Annotated in this window: 14 protein-coding genes; 7 read left to right on the top strand and 7 right to left on the bottom strand. The window is 57.9% G+C overall.

The features are described from left to right. The first annotated feature begins 27 nt into the window (after positions 1–27). On the top strand, positions 28–1,248 hold the full coding sequence (locus ABLV11_RS04610) for an MFS transporter (protein WP_064356218.1): 1,221 nt from the start codon (positions 28–30) through the stop codon (positions 1,246–1,248). On the opposite strand, the gene ABLV11_RS04605 is transcribed toward ABLV11_RS04610, so the two are convergent. After that, on the bottom strand, positions 1,249–1,806 hold the full coding sequence (locus tag ABLV11_RS04605; protein ID WP_126488092.1) for a DcrB family lipoprotein: 558 nt from the start codon (positions 1,804–1,806) through the stop codon (positions 1,249–1,251). Between the two features lie 73 nt (positions 1,807–1,879). Then, entirely contained in the window at positions 1,880–2,545 is a 666-nt protein-coding gene (locus tag ABLV11_RS04600; RefSeq protein ID WP_004106584.1) for a 7-cyano-7-deazaguanine/7-aminomethyl-7-deazaguanine transporter, read from the bottom strand. Between the two features lie 291 nt (positions 2,546–2,836). Between ABLV11_RS04600 and tusA the strand changes: the two genes are divergently transcribed. Beyond that, positions 2,837–3,082 carry a sulfurtransferase TusA gene (gene tusA / locus ABLV11_RS04595; protein WP_004106582.1) on the top strand — a complete coding sequence of 82 codons (246 nt, stop codon included), beginning with the start codon at positions 2,837–2,839 and terminating at the stop codon, positions 3,080–3,082. A 358-nt stretch (positions 3,083–3,440) separates the two neighbouring features. Here tusA and zntA read toward each other — a convergent pair whose 3' ends face one another. After that, complete coding sequence (gene zntA, locus ABLV11_RS04590; protein WP_126488093.1) at positions 3,441–5,645, bottom strand: Zn(II)/Cd(II)/Pb(II) translocating P-type ATPase ZntA; 2,205 nt, start codon at positions 5,643–5,645, stop codon at positions 3,441–3,443. 78 nt (positions 5,646–5,723) lie between these two features. Continuing rightward, on the bottom strand, positions 5,724–6,350 hold the full coding sequence (locus ABLV11_RS04585) for a lysoplasmalogenase (protein WP_004106578.1): 627 nt from the start codon (positions 6,348–6,350) through the stop codon (positions 5,724–5,726). 142 nt (positions 6,351–6,492) lie between these two features. Between ABLV11_RS04585 and ABLV11_RS04580 the strand changes: the two genes are divergently transcribed. Next, entirely contained in the window at positions 6,493–6,852 is a 360-nt protein-coding gene (locus tag ABLV11_RS04580; protein WP_004106576.1) for a DUF2500 domain-containing protein, read from the top strand. Positions 6,853–6,867: 15 nt separating this feature from the next. On the opposite strand, the gene ABLV11_RS04575 is transcribed toward ABLV11_RS04580, so the two are convergent. After that, positions 6,868–7,146 (bottom strand): DUF1145 family protein, encoded by a 279-nt coding sequence (locus tag ABLV11_RS04575; RefSeq protein ID WP_004106574.1) that lies wholly within the window; start codon positions 7,144–7,146, stop codon positions 6,868–6,870. Continuing rightward, entirely contained in the window at positions 7,136–7,732 is a 597-nt protein-coding gene (rsmD, locus tag ABLV11_RS04570) for a 16S rRNA (guanine(966)-N(2))-methyltransferase (protein WP_004106572.1), read from the bottom strand. The genes ABLV11_RS04575 and rsmD overlap by 11 nt, the downstream gene beginning before the upstream one ends. Before the next feature lie 192 nt (positions 7,733–7,924). Between rsmD and ftsY the strand changes: the two genes are divergently transcribed. From ftsY to rpoH, 4 genes are all read left to right on the top strand, one after another. Beyond that, positions 7,925–9,445, top strand: coding sequence for a signal recognition particle-docking protein FtsY (gene ftsY, locus ABLV11_RS04565; protein WP_064356220.1), 1,521 nt, complete (start codon positions 7,925–7,927; stop codon positions 9,443–9,445). A 2-nt stretch (positions 9,446–9,447) separates the two neighbouring features. Beyond that, a complete protein-coding gene (gene ftsE / locus ABLV11_RS04560) occupies positions 9,448–10,116 on the top strand; it encodes a cell division ATP-binding protein FtsE (protein WP_004106557.1) in 669 nt (222 codons plus the stop codon). Next, the gene (gene ftsX, locus ABLV11_RS04555) at positions 10,109–11,167 is read left to right on the top strand and encodes a permease-like cell division protein FtsX (protein WP_024274786.1); all 1,059 of its coding nucleotides are present in this window, start codon (positions 10,109–10,111) and stop codon (positions 11,165–11,167) included. Before ftsE ends, ftsX begins: the two co-directional genes overlap by 8 nt. A 256-nt stretch (positions 11,168–11,423) precedes the next feature. Continuing rightward, on the top strand, positions 11,424–12,278 hold the full coding sequence (gene rpoH / locus ABLV11_RS04550; RefSeq protein ID WP_004106554.1) for an RNA polymerase sigma factor RpoH: 855 nt from the start codon (positions 11,424–11,426) through the stop codon (positions 12,276–12,278). A 32-nt stretch (positions 12,279–12,310) separates the two neighbouring features. Here the strand turns inward: rpoH and ABLV11_RS04545 are convergent, their stop codons facing one another. Then, positions 12,311–13,825, bottom strand: coding sequence for a PLP-dependent aminotransferase family protein (locus tag ABLV11_RS04545; protein WP_017145296.1), 1,515 nt, complete (start codon positions 13,823–13,825; stop codon positions 12,311–12,313). Positions 13,826–13,872 lie beyond the last annotated feature (47 nt).

The following is a 13,872-nucleotide window of genomic DNA, read 5'->3' as shown; positions in this document are numbered from 1 at the left end:
ACTGTTGTAAAAATCTGGTGGAACCCGATGCCCGAAACCGTCGCTGAACCGGCGCTTAATGGATTGCGCCTCAATCTGCGGATTGTCTCTGTCGTTATCTTTAACTTTGCCAGCTACCTGACCATAGGCCTGCCGCTGGCGGTATTGCCCGGCTATGTTCATGATGTAATGGGGTATAGCGCCTTCTGGGCCGGGCTGGTGATTAGCCTGCAGTATTTTGCTACGCTGCTCAGCCGCCCTCACGCCGGGCGCTATGCCGATCTGCTGGGCCCGAAAAAAATCGTTGTTTTTGGCCTGTGCGGCTGCTTTCTGAGCGGACTGTGCTATCTGCTGGCGGCGTTCTGCGGCGACTGGCCCGTGGTTAGCCTGGCGCTGTTGTGTCTGGGGCGCATTATTCTCGGCATCGGGCAGAGCTTTGCGGGCACCGGCTCAACGCTGTGGGGCGTAGGGGTAGTCGGTTCGCTGCATATCGGGCGGGTTATTTCCTGGAACGGGATTGTGACCTACGGGGCGATGGCGATGGGCGCGCCGCTCGGGGTGCTCTGTTACTCGCTGATTGGCCTGCACGGTCTGGCGTTGACGATTATGGTGGTTGCGCTGGTGGCGGTGCTGTGCGCGTTGCCGCGGGCGGCGGTAAAAGCGGGTAAGGGTAAAGCGATGTCGTTTCGCGCGGTGCTGGGGCGCGTCTGGCTCTACGGCATGGCGCTGGCCCTCGCATCGGCGGGTTTCGGCGTTATCGCCACCTTTATCACCCTGTTTTATGATGCCAAAGGCTGGGACGGCGCGGCCTTCGCCCTGACGCTGTTTAGCTGCGCCTTTGTCGGCACTCGCCTGCTGTTTCCCAACGGAATTAATCGCCTCGGTGGGCTGAACGTGGCGATGATCTGTTTTGTCGTCGAGATTATCGGGCTGCTGTTAGTGGGCCTGGCGGAGACGCCGCTGATGGCGAAAATCGGTACTTTCTTTGCCGGAGCCGGTTTTTCGCTGGTGTTCCCGGCGCTTGGCGTGGTGGCGGTGAAGGCGGTGCCGCAGCACAACCAGGGGTCGGCGCTGGCAACCTATACGGTATTTATGGATCTCTCGCTGGGGATCACCGGCCCGCTGGCCGGGCTGCTGATGGCGTGGGCGGGAATTTCATCGATCTATCTGGCGACGGCGGGGCTGGTCGCGGTAGCGCTGCTGCTGGGATGGCGATTAAAAAAACGGCCCCCGGTCAATGAACCGGAGGCCGCGGCGTCAGGCCAGTAGTTACTGGATGACGAGGGTGTTGATAATGTTTTCCGCTTCGGTCTGAGCCTGCTGCTGGTTGTCCGCTGGCAGCGTGATCTGCAGCGTCAGCAGTTTGTCATCAACCTTGCCGAGAAGCACGGAAGACCAGGCAGTCTGGCCCTTAGCGGAGATGATGGTGTCCAGCTGTTGCAGGGTGTGGCCTTTGAGCTCAATGGATTTATTGCTCACGACCTGCAGCTGCGGGTCGCGGCTGCGCTGCTGCTCTTCCAGGCGCTGGCTCATCACCGCCAGCTCTTCGTTGGTATTGTCGCCAATAATCACGATCACCGCTTTTTGTCCGGTGGCATCAGAGTAGACGTGCATATTGTTGGCCTGGGTGCCCAGCTTGCCGCTCTGGTCGGTCATACCGGCAGGCAGGGAGAAGCTCAGTTTGCCATCCAGCAGACTAATAGGTTGCCCGCTGGCGTTGCTTTCCGCAGCAGCCCCGGCAGTCGGCGTTTTGGTATCGCTGTTATCACAGGCAGCAAGCCCCATAACCAGCAGGCCAATACCGACATATTTAACCAAATTGCGCATTGACATCTTCCTTTCGATAAACGGCCATTAACGGCTCATTCGCTTATCTTATCACATCGTTTCGCGAGTACTCTTAACCTGGCTGCAATGCGGATAAATCAGATTTATCTGCCAGTTTTTTCAGCAGCATATTCAACAACATGCCGTACATCGGCAGGAAGAATACGATGCTAATCAGCACTTTGAAGCAATAATCGACGATGGCGATTTCCCCCCAGTGCGCTGCCATAAACGGGTCCGGGCTGCGCCAGAAGGCAATAAAGAAGAAGGCCAGCGTATCGCTGATGTTACCGAAAAGGGTGGATGCCGTGGGCGCCAGCCACCAGCGGCGGCTCTGACGCAGGCGGTTAAAGACGTGGACGTCAAGGATTTGCCCCAGCGCGTAGGCCATAAAGCTGGCGGCGGCGATACGAGCGACAAACAGGTTAAAGCTGGTTAAGGCGGCAAAGCCCTGCCACTCGCCCATGTAGAACAGCGCGGAAACCCCGTAGGAGATCAGCAGCGCCGGGATCATCACCGCGAGGATAATGCGTCGCGCCAGCGGAGCGCCGAAAATGCGTACCGTCAGATCGGTGGCGAGGAAAATAAACGGAAAGCTGAACGCGCCCCAGGTGGTATGAAAACCAAAGATGGAGATTGGTAGCTGCACCAGATAGTTACTGGAAGTGATGACCAGCAGATGGAAAAGCGATAGCCAGATCAGCGCTTTTTTACGCTGTACGGTAGTAAACGGACTCATATTGTGACCTTTTTATGCCCGTTATTCTTCAAGCTGCAGATGCGTTAACTTTCCTCGCTCATCCCAGTCACTTACTGATGTAAGCTCCTGGAAATTCGCTGCGTCGTCGCCTTTCTGCAACTCGAATGATTTAGGGCCAGAGAGTTGGGGTGAGGGAACCCAATAAAAACGGCTGCATGATACTGCGTTGCGTGCGTAATGCAATGGTTGTTTTTCGCGCAAACGTTAACCTGGCTTGCGTACTGGCGAACTGGGGGTAAACTAAGGCCGTTTTGTTAATGTGAGATGAAAATGAGCGAACTTTTCTCCAGCCCTGACCATACGCTTGATGCACAGGGGCTTCGTTGCCCGGAACCGGTGATGATGGTGCGCAAGACCGTGCGTACGATGCCGGTGGGCGAGACGCTGCTAATCGTGGCCGACGATCCGGCGACCACCCGCGATATTCCCGGTTTCTGCCGCTTTATGGAGCATGAGCTACTGGCGCAGGAAACCGAGGCGCTGCCGTACCGCTATCTGATTCGTAAAAGCCACTGAGCCAGGCCTCCCCGGATCGCGGCTGACGCCTTATCCGGGCTACAAAAAACAGACCGCACTAACCTGTAGCCCGGACAAGGCGCGTCAAGCGCCGCCCCAGGGGAAAGCATGCAAAGTTCGCAGCCAGTGATTTCCCGGATGGCGGCTAACGCCTTATCCGCGCTACAAAAAACCAGACCGCACTCATCCGTGGCCCGGGCAAGGCGCGTCAAGCGCCGCCCCCGGGGAAAGTATGCAGAGTTCGCAGCCAGTGATTTCCCGGATGGCGGCTAACGCCTTATTCGGGCTACAAAAAACCAGACCGCACTCATCCGTAGCCCGGGCAAGGCGCGTCAAGCGCCGCCCCCGGGGCTTGCCCTCATTTTTTACGCAGCAACCGCAGCGCGTTAGCGGTGACCAGCACCGTCGCCCCGGTATCAGCCAGCACCGCCAGCCACAGGCCGGTCAGGCCGAGCAAGGTGGTGACGAGGAAAATGCCCTTCAGACCCAAAGCAATGGCGATGTTCTGCCGGATATTGGCGTGGGTGGCGCGCGCCAGCGAAATCATCTGCGCCAGCCCGGTCAGGCGGTTATGGGTCAATGCCGCATCGGCGGTCTCCAGAGCAACGTCGGTGCCGCTGCCCATCGCGATACCTATCGTCGCCGCTTTCATCGCCGGCGCATCGTTGATACCGTCGCCGACCATGGCCAGCGGCGACTGGGCATTAAGCGCTATCACCGCCTGCACTTTGTCCGCGGGCAGCAGCCCGGCGCGGAACGCCAGTCCCAGCTCGTTAGCGATAGCCGCCGCCGCACGTGGATTATCGCCGGTCAGTATCACTCCCTGAACGCCCAACTGATGGAGCTCATCCACCGCCTGACGGGCATCATCGCGAAGCGTATCGCGCAGCGCCAGAATCCCCAGCAGCGTCTTATCGCGCATTACCAGCACCACGGTTTGCCCGGCGCTCTCCAGCTGCTGAATAGGTTCATCGTACTGCGGATCGCGAGTTTTACCGGCGGCGCAAATCAGCACCTGGCGTCCTTCAACCTGAGCCTCAATGCCGGATCCGGCCAGCGCGCGCTGATCGCTTGCCGACGGAATGACCAGCCGGCGCTGTTCTGCCTCACGCACGATAGCCTGGGCTAACGGGTGGCTGGAGCCTTGCTCCACGGCGGCCGCGAGCGCCAGCAGATCGTTTTCGCTGATGTCTGCGGTCGCCATCACCGCAGTGACGCGCGGCTGGCCGATGGTCAGGGTACCGGTTTTATCAAACGCCACCTGGCGCACGCGGCCGAGCTGCTCCAGCGCCGCGCCGCCTTTAATCAGCGCGCCGCGTCGTGCCGCTACCGCCAGCCCGGAGGTAATTGCCGCCGGGGTGGAGATCACCAGCGCGCACGGACAGCCAATCAGCAGCAGCGTTAAGCCTTTATAGATCCACGGCAGCCAGGCGCCCGCAAACAGCAGCGGCGGAACAATGGCCACCAGCAGGGCGACGACCATAATCGCCGGGGTATAGATGCGGCTAAAGCGATCGATAAAGCGTTCAATCGGCGCGCGGCGCTCCTCCGCTTCTTCAATCAGCTTAAGAATACGATCGATAGCGCTGTCGCCCGGTTCGGAGATCACCGTCAGCTGTACCAGACGATCGACGCTGGTGGCGCCGGCCGCTACGCGTTCCCCGGCGTTACGCTCTACCGGTACGGATTCACCGGTCAAAGCGCTCTCATCGAAGCTGGCGAAGGGGGAGAGTAGCTGGCCATCGGCAGGGAGGCGGCCTCCGGCGGCGACTTCAATCACGTCGCCGGGGCGCAGGTCGCGCTGGGCTACGGTTTCACGCACGCCATCGCGCACGCGGATTGCCGTGTCGGGCTTCAGCGCCATCAATGCGCTGACGCCTTGCCGCGCGCGGCTGGCAGCCCATCCCTCAAGACGTTCGCCGATTAAAAACAGTAGCAGGACCATCGCCGCTTCGGCGGTGGCGCCGATAAACAGCGCGCCGATGGCTGCGACGCTCATCAGGGTTTCAATGGCGAACCAGCTTCCGCTTCTGATCAGGCGTATCGCTTGCCGGGCGACCGGCCACAGGCCGACCAGCGTGGTTGCGATGAAGGCGATTTCGCCCAGAGGCGGGCTGAACTGCTCCAGCCCCCAGCTTAGTCCCATCATGATGACCAGCGTGATGAGCGGCAGATTCTCGCGCAGCCACGAGGTGGACTCTTCTGCCCGTGGCGCGTTTTCATCACGCAGCTGATAGCCCGCGGCGCGCACGGCGCTTTCGATTCGCGGACCAACATCGCCCTCGGCGTTGACCAGCAGCTTTTCGGTGGCGAACAGTACCTGCACCTGGCTGACCCCCGGTACCTGGCGAACGGCGGTTTCGACCTTGCGCGCGCAGGCTGCGCAATCCATGCCTTCTACCAGCCAACTAAAGCGTGCGTGCCTCAGAGCCTCGTTTTCCTCGGTGGTTTCGCTGCTGCAGGCGTGGTCCGCGCAGCAGCTTTCCGCCGGCTGCGCGGCAGGGGTAAATTTTAACGATGAGAAGTGTGGGACTTTTTTATCCTGCGATTCTGGAGCCGACATGGGACCCTCCGGGTAATGATAATTTTCTCATTACCCGCAGGATACACTCTGGAGTCGACTCCAGAGTCAAGCGCTTAATTACAAATAAAGCGCGCGGACGATCAGGAAGTGCCCGGCGAAGTAAAATGCCGAGGAGATCGCGTTGTCAGCGCGGAAGCGGCGGCGATAATGGCTGATCAGCCAGACCGCGTTGCCGAGCAGCAGGAATGCCGCGCCAGCGAAGCCGGACAGGGCGGTATCCGTCGGGCGGGCGAACCACAGCTCCCCGGCCAGCCAGACCATCACCAGCGTCATCGCGATAAAGGTAAACACCGGCATCCGCATCTCTTCCAGACGCGTCCAGATAATCGCCAGCAGCAGCGCGCCGAGGATCAGCAGCACCAGCGGCAGCGGCCAGAAGAAAGATAGCGTCAGCTGGCTGGCAAACCAGATGGTGTAGAGCAGATGCGAGAGAAAGAATGCCCCCACGGCGTACATTACCCGCTGCCGCGGCAGCAGGGTCAGCGCGTCGCCGACCAGCGAGGCGCAAAGCCCCGCCAGCACCAGATAGCTGATGGCGTTAAACATCGGCGCTTGCCAGGCCAGTAACAGAAGCAGGATCAGCGTGACGGGTTTAAACACCCAGCGACGCCAGGCTGGCCCACGATAAGACGCATCGACGTAAAGCCATGCGGAGAAACAGACAGCAATAAATGACCAAAGCATAGTAAGTCCCTGTATCTGTTATCATTACGTAAGTGATTGTACTTACAGTACTGAATCTCAGTGTAGTGGTTTGCAGAGGAAGATGACAATGATAATCAAGCCACAGTATGCTTATTCCTGATAATTCCTGGGGGCAAGGTGAATGAGTAAAGTTCCGCTGTTTTTTATGGTTGCCGTTGCCATCATTGCGGTTGCCGCGTCGTATCGCTATGTGCAGCAGCGTCGGGAAAAAATGGATAACGATGCCGCGCCGCTGTTGCAAAAACGGGTGGTGGTGAGCAATAAGCGGGAGAAGGTGATTAACGATCGCCGTTCGCGCCAGCAGACGGTGACGCCTGCCGGCAGCGAAATGCGTTATGAAGCAAGCTTCAGGCCGGAAAGCGGCGGGCTGGAAGTGGTTTTTCGTCTGCAGGCGCCGCAGTATCATGCGCTAAGCGTCGGCGATAAGGGCGTACTGAGCTATAAAGGTTCGCGGTTTATGGGTTTTACGCCCGAGCCCTGAACCTTTTATTCGGCCTTATTTCTTCTTCAGGGTCGCCTTGAGCTTTTTCTGCCAGGCGACCAGTTCGAACACGCCGAAGATGAAAATACGAATTTGCTCGAAGCGCCCCAGCGGCGGCATCTCTTTCGTCTGCGTCGCCTTGAGCAGCGTGAGCTGCAGGCCGTGCATCAGAATCATAAAGATCAGCGCCACGTTAACAAAGATATTGAGCGGCTTTGGGAACGGTTGGAACAGATTCAGCAATAAAAACGCCCACACGCACAGCATCAGCAAGCGGCCAAAGTTAATCAGCATGGTTTTCTCCTTGTGCCTCACGTTGATAGAGACGGTAGGCGACCTGTCCGGCCACTTTCTCACGGTACGGATGCCAATTTACAGGCACCGGCGGTAACCCGTTTTCAACTTCACTTTCAATGTAGATGAGCGCTTCATCGCTAAGCCAGCCGTTGTTTTCCAGCAGCTTTAGCGTCTCTTCAAGCAGCCCTTTGCGAAACGGGGGATCGACAAACACGATGTGATGCGGCGTGCCCGCCTGAGCAAGAAACGCTAAGGTATTGGTATTCACGACTTTGCCGTTGCTGGCTTTGAGAGTCGCCAGATTTTTTTGCAACTGCTGCGCGACGCCGCGTTCCATTTCCAGCAGCGTGGCGTTAGCCGCGTAGCGGGAGAGGGCTTCAAGGCCCAGCGCGCCGCTGCCGGCGAAGCAATCGAGGCAGCTCGCGTCAACGATCGACGGCGCCAGCCAGTTAAATAGCGTTTCGCGCACCCGGTCGGTGGTCGGGCGCAGACCCGGGCTCTCCGGCACCGGTAATTTACGGCCTCGCCATTGCCCGCCGATAATACGGATCTGACCGCTGCCTGCGTGGTTTGGTTTCTTCATTTCTTTGCTCAAGTCTCAACTTCCGGGCTGCTATTCTAACGATCGCCAGCGGTTGACGAAACCTTAATCCGGGGGCGGTGATGCGAGTTAAGTTAAGTGGTAGACTATCCGACTAATTTCATCATTTTTCAGCTTCCGCTATCAACAGGCCGAAGCTGTGCCATGAATTAACAGCGAGGAGTGTAGTCGCAAATGGCGAAAGACAAAAAACGTGGCTTCTTTTCCTGGCTGGGCTTTGGTCAAAAAGAACAGGCGCAGGAAACCGACGCAGAACAAAAAGTAGAAGCTCAGCAAGAGGTTGAAGAACAGGCTCCGGAAAGCGAAACGCCTGCGGCTGCGCCGGAAACGGTCGACGCGCCGGCGACGGAGCACCAGGATGCCGAAGCCTTTGCCGCCGAGGTGGTCGAGGTGACCGGGCAGGTTGTGGAGAGCGAACAGCCGCAGGCGGTTGTCGACTCCCCGGCGGTTGAGACGATTGCAGAACCGCCTGTGGTTGATGAAATTGTCGCTGAGCCTGTAGTTGAAGAAGCTATCGCCGAGCCGGTAGTGGCTGAAGCTATAGTTGAGCTGACGCCGGAAGAGGTGATTGCCGAACCGGAAGCTGTCGTTGTTGAAAAGGGTGAAGAAGCTGTCATTGAAGAGCCGGAAATCGTTGAGCCGGTAGAAGAAGCCGAAATCACCGACGAAGAGCTGGAAGCGCAGGCGCTGGCTGCAGCCGATGCGGCGGAAAACGCCGTGGAAGTGGTGCCGGACGAAACCGTGGTGACGCCGTTAGAGCAGGAAAAACCCACCAAAGAAGGGTTCTTCGCTCGCCTCAAACGCAGCCTGATAAAAACCAAGCAGAACCTCGGTTCCGGATTTATCAGTCTGTTCCGCGGCAAGAAAATCGACGATGATCTGTTTGAAGAGCTGGAAGAGCAGCTGCTGATTGCCGATGTTGGCGTGGAAACCACCCGTAAGATCATCACTAATCTTACCAACGACGCCAGCCGCAAGCAGTTGCGCGACGCCGAGGCGCTGTACGGCCTGCTTAAAGAAGAGATGGGCGATATTCTGGCGAAGGTGGACGAGCCGCTGAACGTAGAAGGCAAGGCGCCATTTGTAATTCTGATGGTTGGCGTCAACGGCGTCGGTAAAACCACCACCATCGGCAAGCTGGCGCGTCAGTTTGAGCAGCAGGGAAAATCGGTGATGCTGGCCGCGGGCGATACCTTCCGCGCGGCGGCGGTAGAGCAGCTTCAGGTGTGGGGTCAACGCAACAATATTCCGGTGATTGCCCAGCATACCGGCGCGGATTCGGCATCGGTTATTTTCGATGCCATCCAGGCGGCGAAGGCGCGCAACATTGACGTCCTGATTGCCGATACTGCGGGTCGTCTGCAGAATAAATCGCACCTGATGGAAGAACTGAAGAAGATTGTCCGCGTCATGAAAAAACTGGATGTCGATGCGCCGCATGAGGTCATGCTGACCATTGACGCCAGCACCGGGCAAAACGCGATTAGCCAGGCCAAACTGTTCCATGAGGCGGTTGGACTGACCGGTATCACTTTGACTAAGCTGGATGGTACCGCCAAGGGCGGGGTTATCTTCTCGGTTGCCGATCAGTTCGGTATTCCGATTCGCTACATCGGTGTTGGCGAACGTATTGAAGATCTGCGTCCGTTTAATGCGGGCGACTTTATTGAGGCACTTTTTGCCCGAGAGGATTAAAAATGATTCGCTTTGAACAAGTCAGCAAAGCCTATCTCGGTGGGAGACAAGCGCTGCAGGGGGTGACTTTTCACCTGCAGGCGGGTGAGATGGCGTTTCTGACCGGCCATTCCGGCGCGGGGAAAAGTACCCTGCTGAAGCTTATCTGCGGTATCGAGCGGCCCAGCGCCGGCAAAATCCTTTTCGGCGGCCATGACATTAGCCGCCTGAAGAGCCGCGAAGTGCCGTTTTTGCGCCGTCAGATTGGCATGATTTTCCAGGACCACCATCTGCTGATGGACCGTACCGTTTACGATAATGTGGCGATCCCGCTGATTATCGCCGGCGCCAGCGGCGATGACATTCGCCGTCGCGTGTCGGCGGCGCTGGATAAAGTCGGGCTGCTGGACAAAGCGAAAAACCTGCCGATTCAGCTTTCAGGCGGGGAACAACAGCGCGTGGGTATCGCCCGCGCGGTGGTCAACAAACCAGCGGTCCTGCTGGCGGATGAACCGACCGGTAACCTCGACGAAGCGCTGTCGGAAGGGATCTTACGTCTGTTTGAAGAGTTTAACCGCGTTGGGGTGACGGTGCTGATGGCGACGCATGATCTGGGGCTTATCTCCAGTCGTCCGTATCGCGTTCTGTCCCTCAGCGAGGGGCATATGCATGGAGGCCATATCGGTGAATAAGCGCGAGGCAATGAACCACATTCGCCGGTTCGGCAATCGATTCGATCGTTTCCGCAATGCGGGCGGAGCGGGCGGCAGCGGTGGACGCAATACGTCGAAGCGGCCTAAGGCGGCGCCGAATCCGGCTTCCCGCAAGAGCAACGTGTTCAATGAACAGGTGCGCTATGCCTGGCATGGCGCGGTGCAGGATCTGAAAAGCACGCCGCTGGCGACGTTCCTGACGGTGATGGTTATCGCCATTTCGTTGACCCTGCCAAGCGTGTGCTACATGGTCTACAAAAACGTCAGCACCGCGGCGTCGCAGTATTATCCCACGCCGCAAATCACCGTCTATCTGGAGAAAACGCTGGATGACGATGCCGCTGCGCGGGTAGTCGGTCAACTGCAGGCGGAGCAGGGCGTCGAGAAGGTCAACTATCTGTCGCGCGATGAAGCCCTTGGCGAATTCCGCAACTGGTCAGGCTTCGGCGGCGCGCTGGATATGCTGGAAGAGAACCCGCTGCCGGCGGTGGCGATCGTCGTGCCGAAAATTGATTTCCAGAGTGTCGAAGCGCTGAACACGCTGCGCGACCGCGTGAGTCATGTTCAGGGCGTTGATGAAGTCCGAATGGATGATAGCTGGTTTGCGCGCCTCTCGTCGCTGACCGGGCTGGTCGGACGCGTGTCGGCGATGATCGGCGTACTGATGGTGGCGGCGGTGTTCCTGGTGATCGGTAACAGCGTGCGTCTGAGCATTTTCGCCCGCCGCGATACCATAAACGTGCAGAAACTGATTGGCGCAACCGACGGCTTTATTCTGCGTCCTTTTCTTTACGGCGGTGCGCTGCTGGGGTTCTCCGGCGCGTTTCTGTCGCTGATCCTGTCGGAAATTATGGTCATGCGCCTTTCGTCGGCGGTCACCGAAGTGGCGAAAGTCTTCGGCACGCAGTTTGAACTCAGCGGCTTAGGCTTTGATGAGTGCCTGCTGATGCTGATTGTTTGCTCAATGATTGGCTGGGTCGCCGCCTGGCTGGCAACCGTACAACATTTACGTCACTTTACTCCCGAGTAGTAAAAATCTGGTATAATCTTTCCCTGCACTGAATATCTCTCTGCAGGGAAAGAGTCCCTGTCGACGCTTCCCTAAACTTCATAACCATGTCACATTTTGTGCGTAATCTATTCACATCGTTGCATGGAACTTGTGGATAAAATCACTGTCTGATACTAATGTGAGTGATATTCTCGTTGCTCATCAATGCTGGCATGTTTGTTGCTCCGCTGTGAGGACAGAATGGTGCCAGAAGATATCGATTGAGAGGATTTGAATGACCAAAGATATGCAAACTTTAGCCTTAGCCCCCGTTGGTAACCTGGAATCGTACATCCGGGCTGCTAACACTTGGCCGATGTTGTCGGCTGATGAAGAGCGGGAGCTTGCTGAAAAGCTGCATTACCAGGGCGATCTGGAAGCAGCGAAAAAGCTGATCCTGTCTCACCTGCGCTTTGTTGTTCATATTGCTCGTAACTACTCGGGTTATGGCCTACCGCAGGCGGATCTGATTCAGGAAGGCAACATCGGCCTGATGAAAGCCGTGCGCCGTTTTAACCCGGAAGTGGGCGTGCGTCTGGTTTCCTTCGCCGTGCACTGGATCAAAGCGGAGATTCATGAATACGTTCTGCGTAACTGGCGTATTGTGAAGGTCGCGACCACGAAAGCGCAGCGTAAGCTGTTCTTTAACCTGCGTAAAACTAAGCAGCGTCTGGGCTGGTTCAACCAGGACGAAGTCGAAATGGTAGCTCGCGAGCTGGGCGTATCGAGCAAAGACGTGCGTGAGATGGAGTCACGTATGGCGGCGCAGGATATGACCTTCGACATGTCGTCGGATGATGAATCCGATAGCCAGCCGATGGCGCCGGTGCTCTATCTGCAGGATAAAACGTCTAACTTTGCCGACGGCATTGAAGACGACAACTGGGAAGAGCAGGCGGCGAATAAGCTGACTGACGCGATGCAGGGTCTTGACGAACGTAGCCAGGATATCATCCGCGCCCGCTGGCTGGACGAAGACAATAAGTCCACGCTGCAGGAGCTGGCGGATCGCTACGGCGTATCGGCCGAGCGAGTACGGCAGCTGGAAAAGAACGCCATGAAAAAACTGCGCGCCGCTATCGAAGCCTAATCTGCGCGCCAGTCCCGCGATAACGCCCCACATTACGTTGGGGCGTTTTGTTTTTCTGCCTCCGTCAGCGCCTGCGGGCAGTGCCTGTTCAGACACTCAAGCAGCACGTTGAACGCTGGCTCCATCTGCGTTTCCGGCTGCGAAGCAAACCCCATCAACAGTCCTTTCTTCCGCTGCGCCGTCAGGTAATAGCGCGACAGCGGACGCACTAAAATATTGCGCGCGTTGGCATCGCGGGCAATCGCCACGTCATCTGCCTCATCCGGCAAATTCAGAATCAGATGCAGTCCGGCATTGTCGCTGAAGTCCGACAGCGCATGCGCTCCGCAGTGCCGCTGAATCAGTTCGGTCAAAAAGACGCGACGGCGGCTGTAGAGCAGGCGCATACGACGAATGTGCGCCGAGTAATGACCGGCATTGATAAATTCCGCCAGCGCCAGCTGGATAAGCGAATGGCCGCCGCGGTAGAGCTCGGCATGGGCGTTTTTGAGTTCAGCCGCAAGCGGTCGAGGCAGCACGACGTAGCCCAGCCGCAGCCCCGGGTAGAGCGTTTTACTGAACGTGCCGACGTAGACCACCGGCGCTTCGGGGACTAAGCCCTGTAGCGCCGGGATCGGCTGGCCGGAAAAGCGAAACTCGCTGTCGTAATCATCTTCCACAATCCAGCTGCCGTGCTGATGGGCTAGGGTGAGCAGGCGCTGTCGGCGTTCAAGGCTCATTACCGCGCCGAGGGGATACTGATGGGATGGCGTAACGAAGATCAGCCGCGGCGCTTCGGCTACGCTTTCGGGCGGGCACAGGCCGCTGGCATCCACCACAATCGGCTCAGCCCGCACTTCATTCATCGCCAACACGTGGCGAATGCCCCAGTAGGAAGGCTCCTCCACCCAGGCGAGATCGCCGCGGTCGCACAGCATGCGGGTGATCAGGTCGATGGCCTGGTGGATCCCTTCAGTAATAAGAATTTGATCTGCCTGACACAGAACGCCGCGCGCTACTCTCAGATAGTCCACCAACGCGTGCTGCAGCTCGGCGGTACCGCCGTTACAGCTATAGCTGAGCTGTTCGGGTTTTGGACGGCGGCTGATGCGTGCCTGAATTTTACTGAACAGCGGGTGGGGAAATGCATTGACGTCCGGTACGCCGGGGATAAACGCCCCCCACTGACGCGGGCTGGCGCTGATGTGCCCCAGCAGGTGTTGGCCGCGACGGGAAAGAGTCCCGCTGGGGGGCTGCGCGGGATGGCTTTCGTTGGCGCTGCTGGCGGGAAGAAACATATCGGGCAGCGTTTTCGCCACGAAAGTGCCGCTGCCGCGACGGGACACAACGTACCCCTCAGCCAGGAGTTGTTCGTAAACTGTTAAAATTGTGTTGCGAGACATTCCTAGTTCCCCCGCCAGATCCCGCGACGGCGGCAGTCGGCTATGGGGCGGGAGAGAACCATCCAGAATGGCGTGGCGAATCGCCTTGTAAAGGCGCTTGTGCAGGAGCGGATCGGTTTCTTTCTGCAATCTGACCAGCACCAGGTCTGCGATAAGCGAACGCAATTGGATCCCTCAGATAATCTAAATTGGTACTCGATTATAGGGCCAAA

This window comes from Klebsiella sp. GW_Kp181 (genome assembly GCF_040062315.1).
Classification (GTDB): Bacteria; Pseudomonadota; Gammaproteobacteria; order Enterobacterales; family Enterobacteriaceae; genus Klebsiella; species Klebsiella oxytoca.
Note: the sequence above shows the minus strand (reverse complement) of the source record. Positions and strands in the feature narration are given on the sequence as shown.

What these genes read in the sequence shown, in the direction of transcription:
- ftsE (WP_004106557.1), top strand. Translation starts at nt 9,448, where the DNA reads ATGATTCGCTTTGAACAAGTCAGCAAAGCCTATCTCGGTGGGAGACAA.
- ABLV11_RS04605 (WP_126488092.1), bottom strand. Translation starts at nt 1,806, where the DNA reads ATGCGCAATTTGGTTAAATATGTCGGTATTGGCCTGCTGGTTATGGGG.
- ABLV11_RS04585 (WP_004106578.1), bottom strand. Translation starts at nt 6,350, where the DNA reads ATGCTTTGGTCATTTATTGCTGTCTGTTTCTCCGCATGGCTTTACGTC.
- rsmD (WP_004106572.1), bottom strand. Translation starts at nt 7,732, where the DNA reads ATGAAGAAACCAAACCACGCAGGCAGCGGTCAGATCCGTATTATCGGC.
- ABLV11_RS04610 (WP_064356218.1), top strand. Translation starts at nt 28, where the DNA reads ATGCCCGAAACCGTCGCTGAACCGGCGCTTAATGGATTGCGCCTCAAT.
- ABLV11_RS04580 (WP_004106576.1), top strand. Translation starts at nt 6,493, where the DNA reads ATGAGTAAAGTTCCGCTGTTTTTTATGGTTGCCGTTGCCATCATTGCG.
- tusA (WP_004106582.1), top strand. Translation starts at nt 2,837, where the DNA reads ATGAGCGAACTTTTCTCCAGCCCTGACCATACGCTTGATGCACAGGGG.
- ABLV11_RS04575 (WP_004106574.1), bottom strand. Translation starts at nt 7,146, where the DNA reads ATGCTGATTAACTTTGGCCGCTTGCTGATGCTGTGCGTGTGGGCGTTT.
- rpoH (WP_004106554.1), top strand. Translation starts at nt 11,424, where the DNA reads ATGACCAAAGATATGCAAACTTTAGCCTTAGCCCCCGTTGGTAACCTG.
- ABLV11_RS04600 (WP_004106584.1), bottom strand. Translation starts at nt 2,545, where the DNA reads ATGAGTCCGTTTACTACCGTACAGCGTAAAAAAGCGCTGATCTGGCTA.
- ftsY (WP_064356220.1), top strand. Translation starts at nt 7,925, where the DNA reads ATGGCGAAAGACAAAAAACGTGGCTTCTTTTCCTGGCTGGGCTTTGGT.
- zntA (WP_126488093.1), bottom strand. Translation starts at nt 5,645, where the DNA reads ATGTCGGCTCCAGAATCGCAGGATAAAAAAGTCCCACACTTCTCATCG.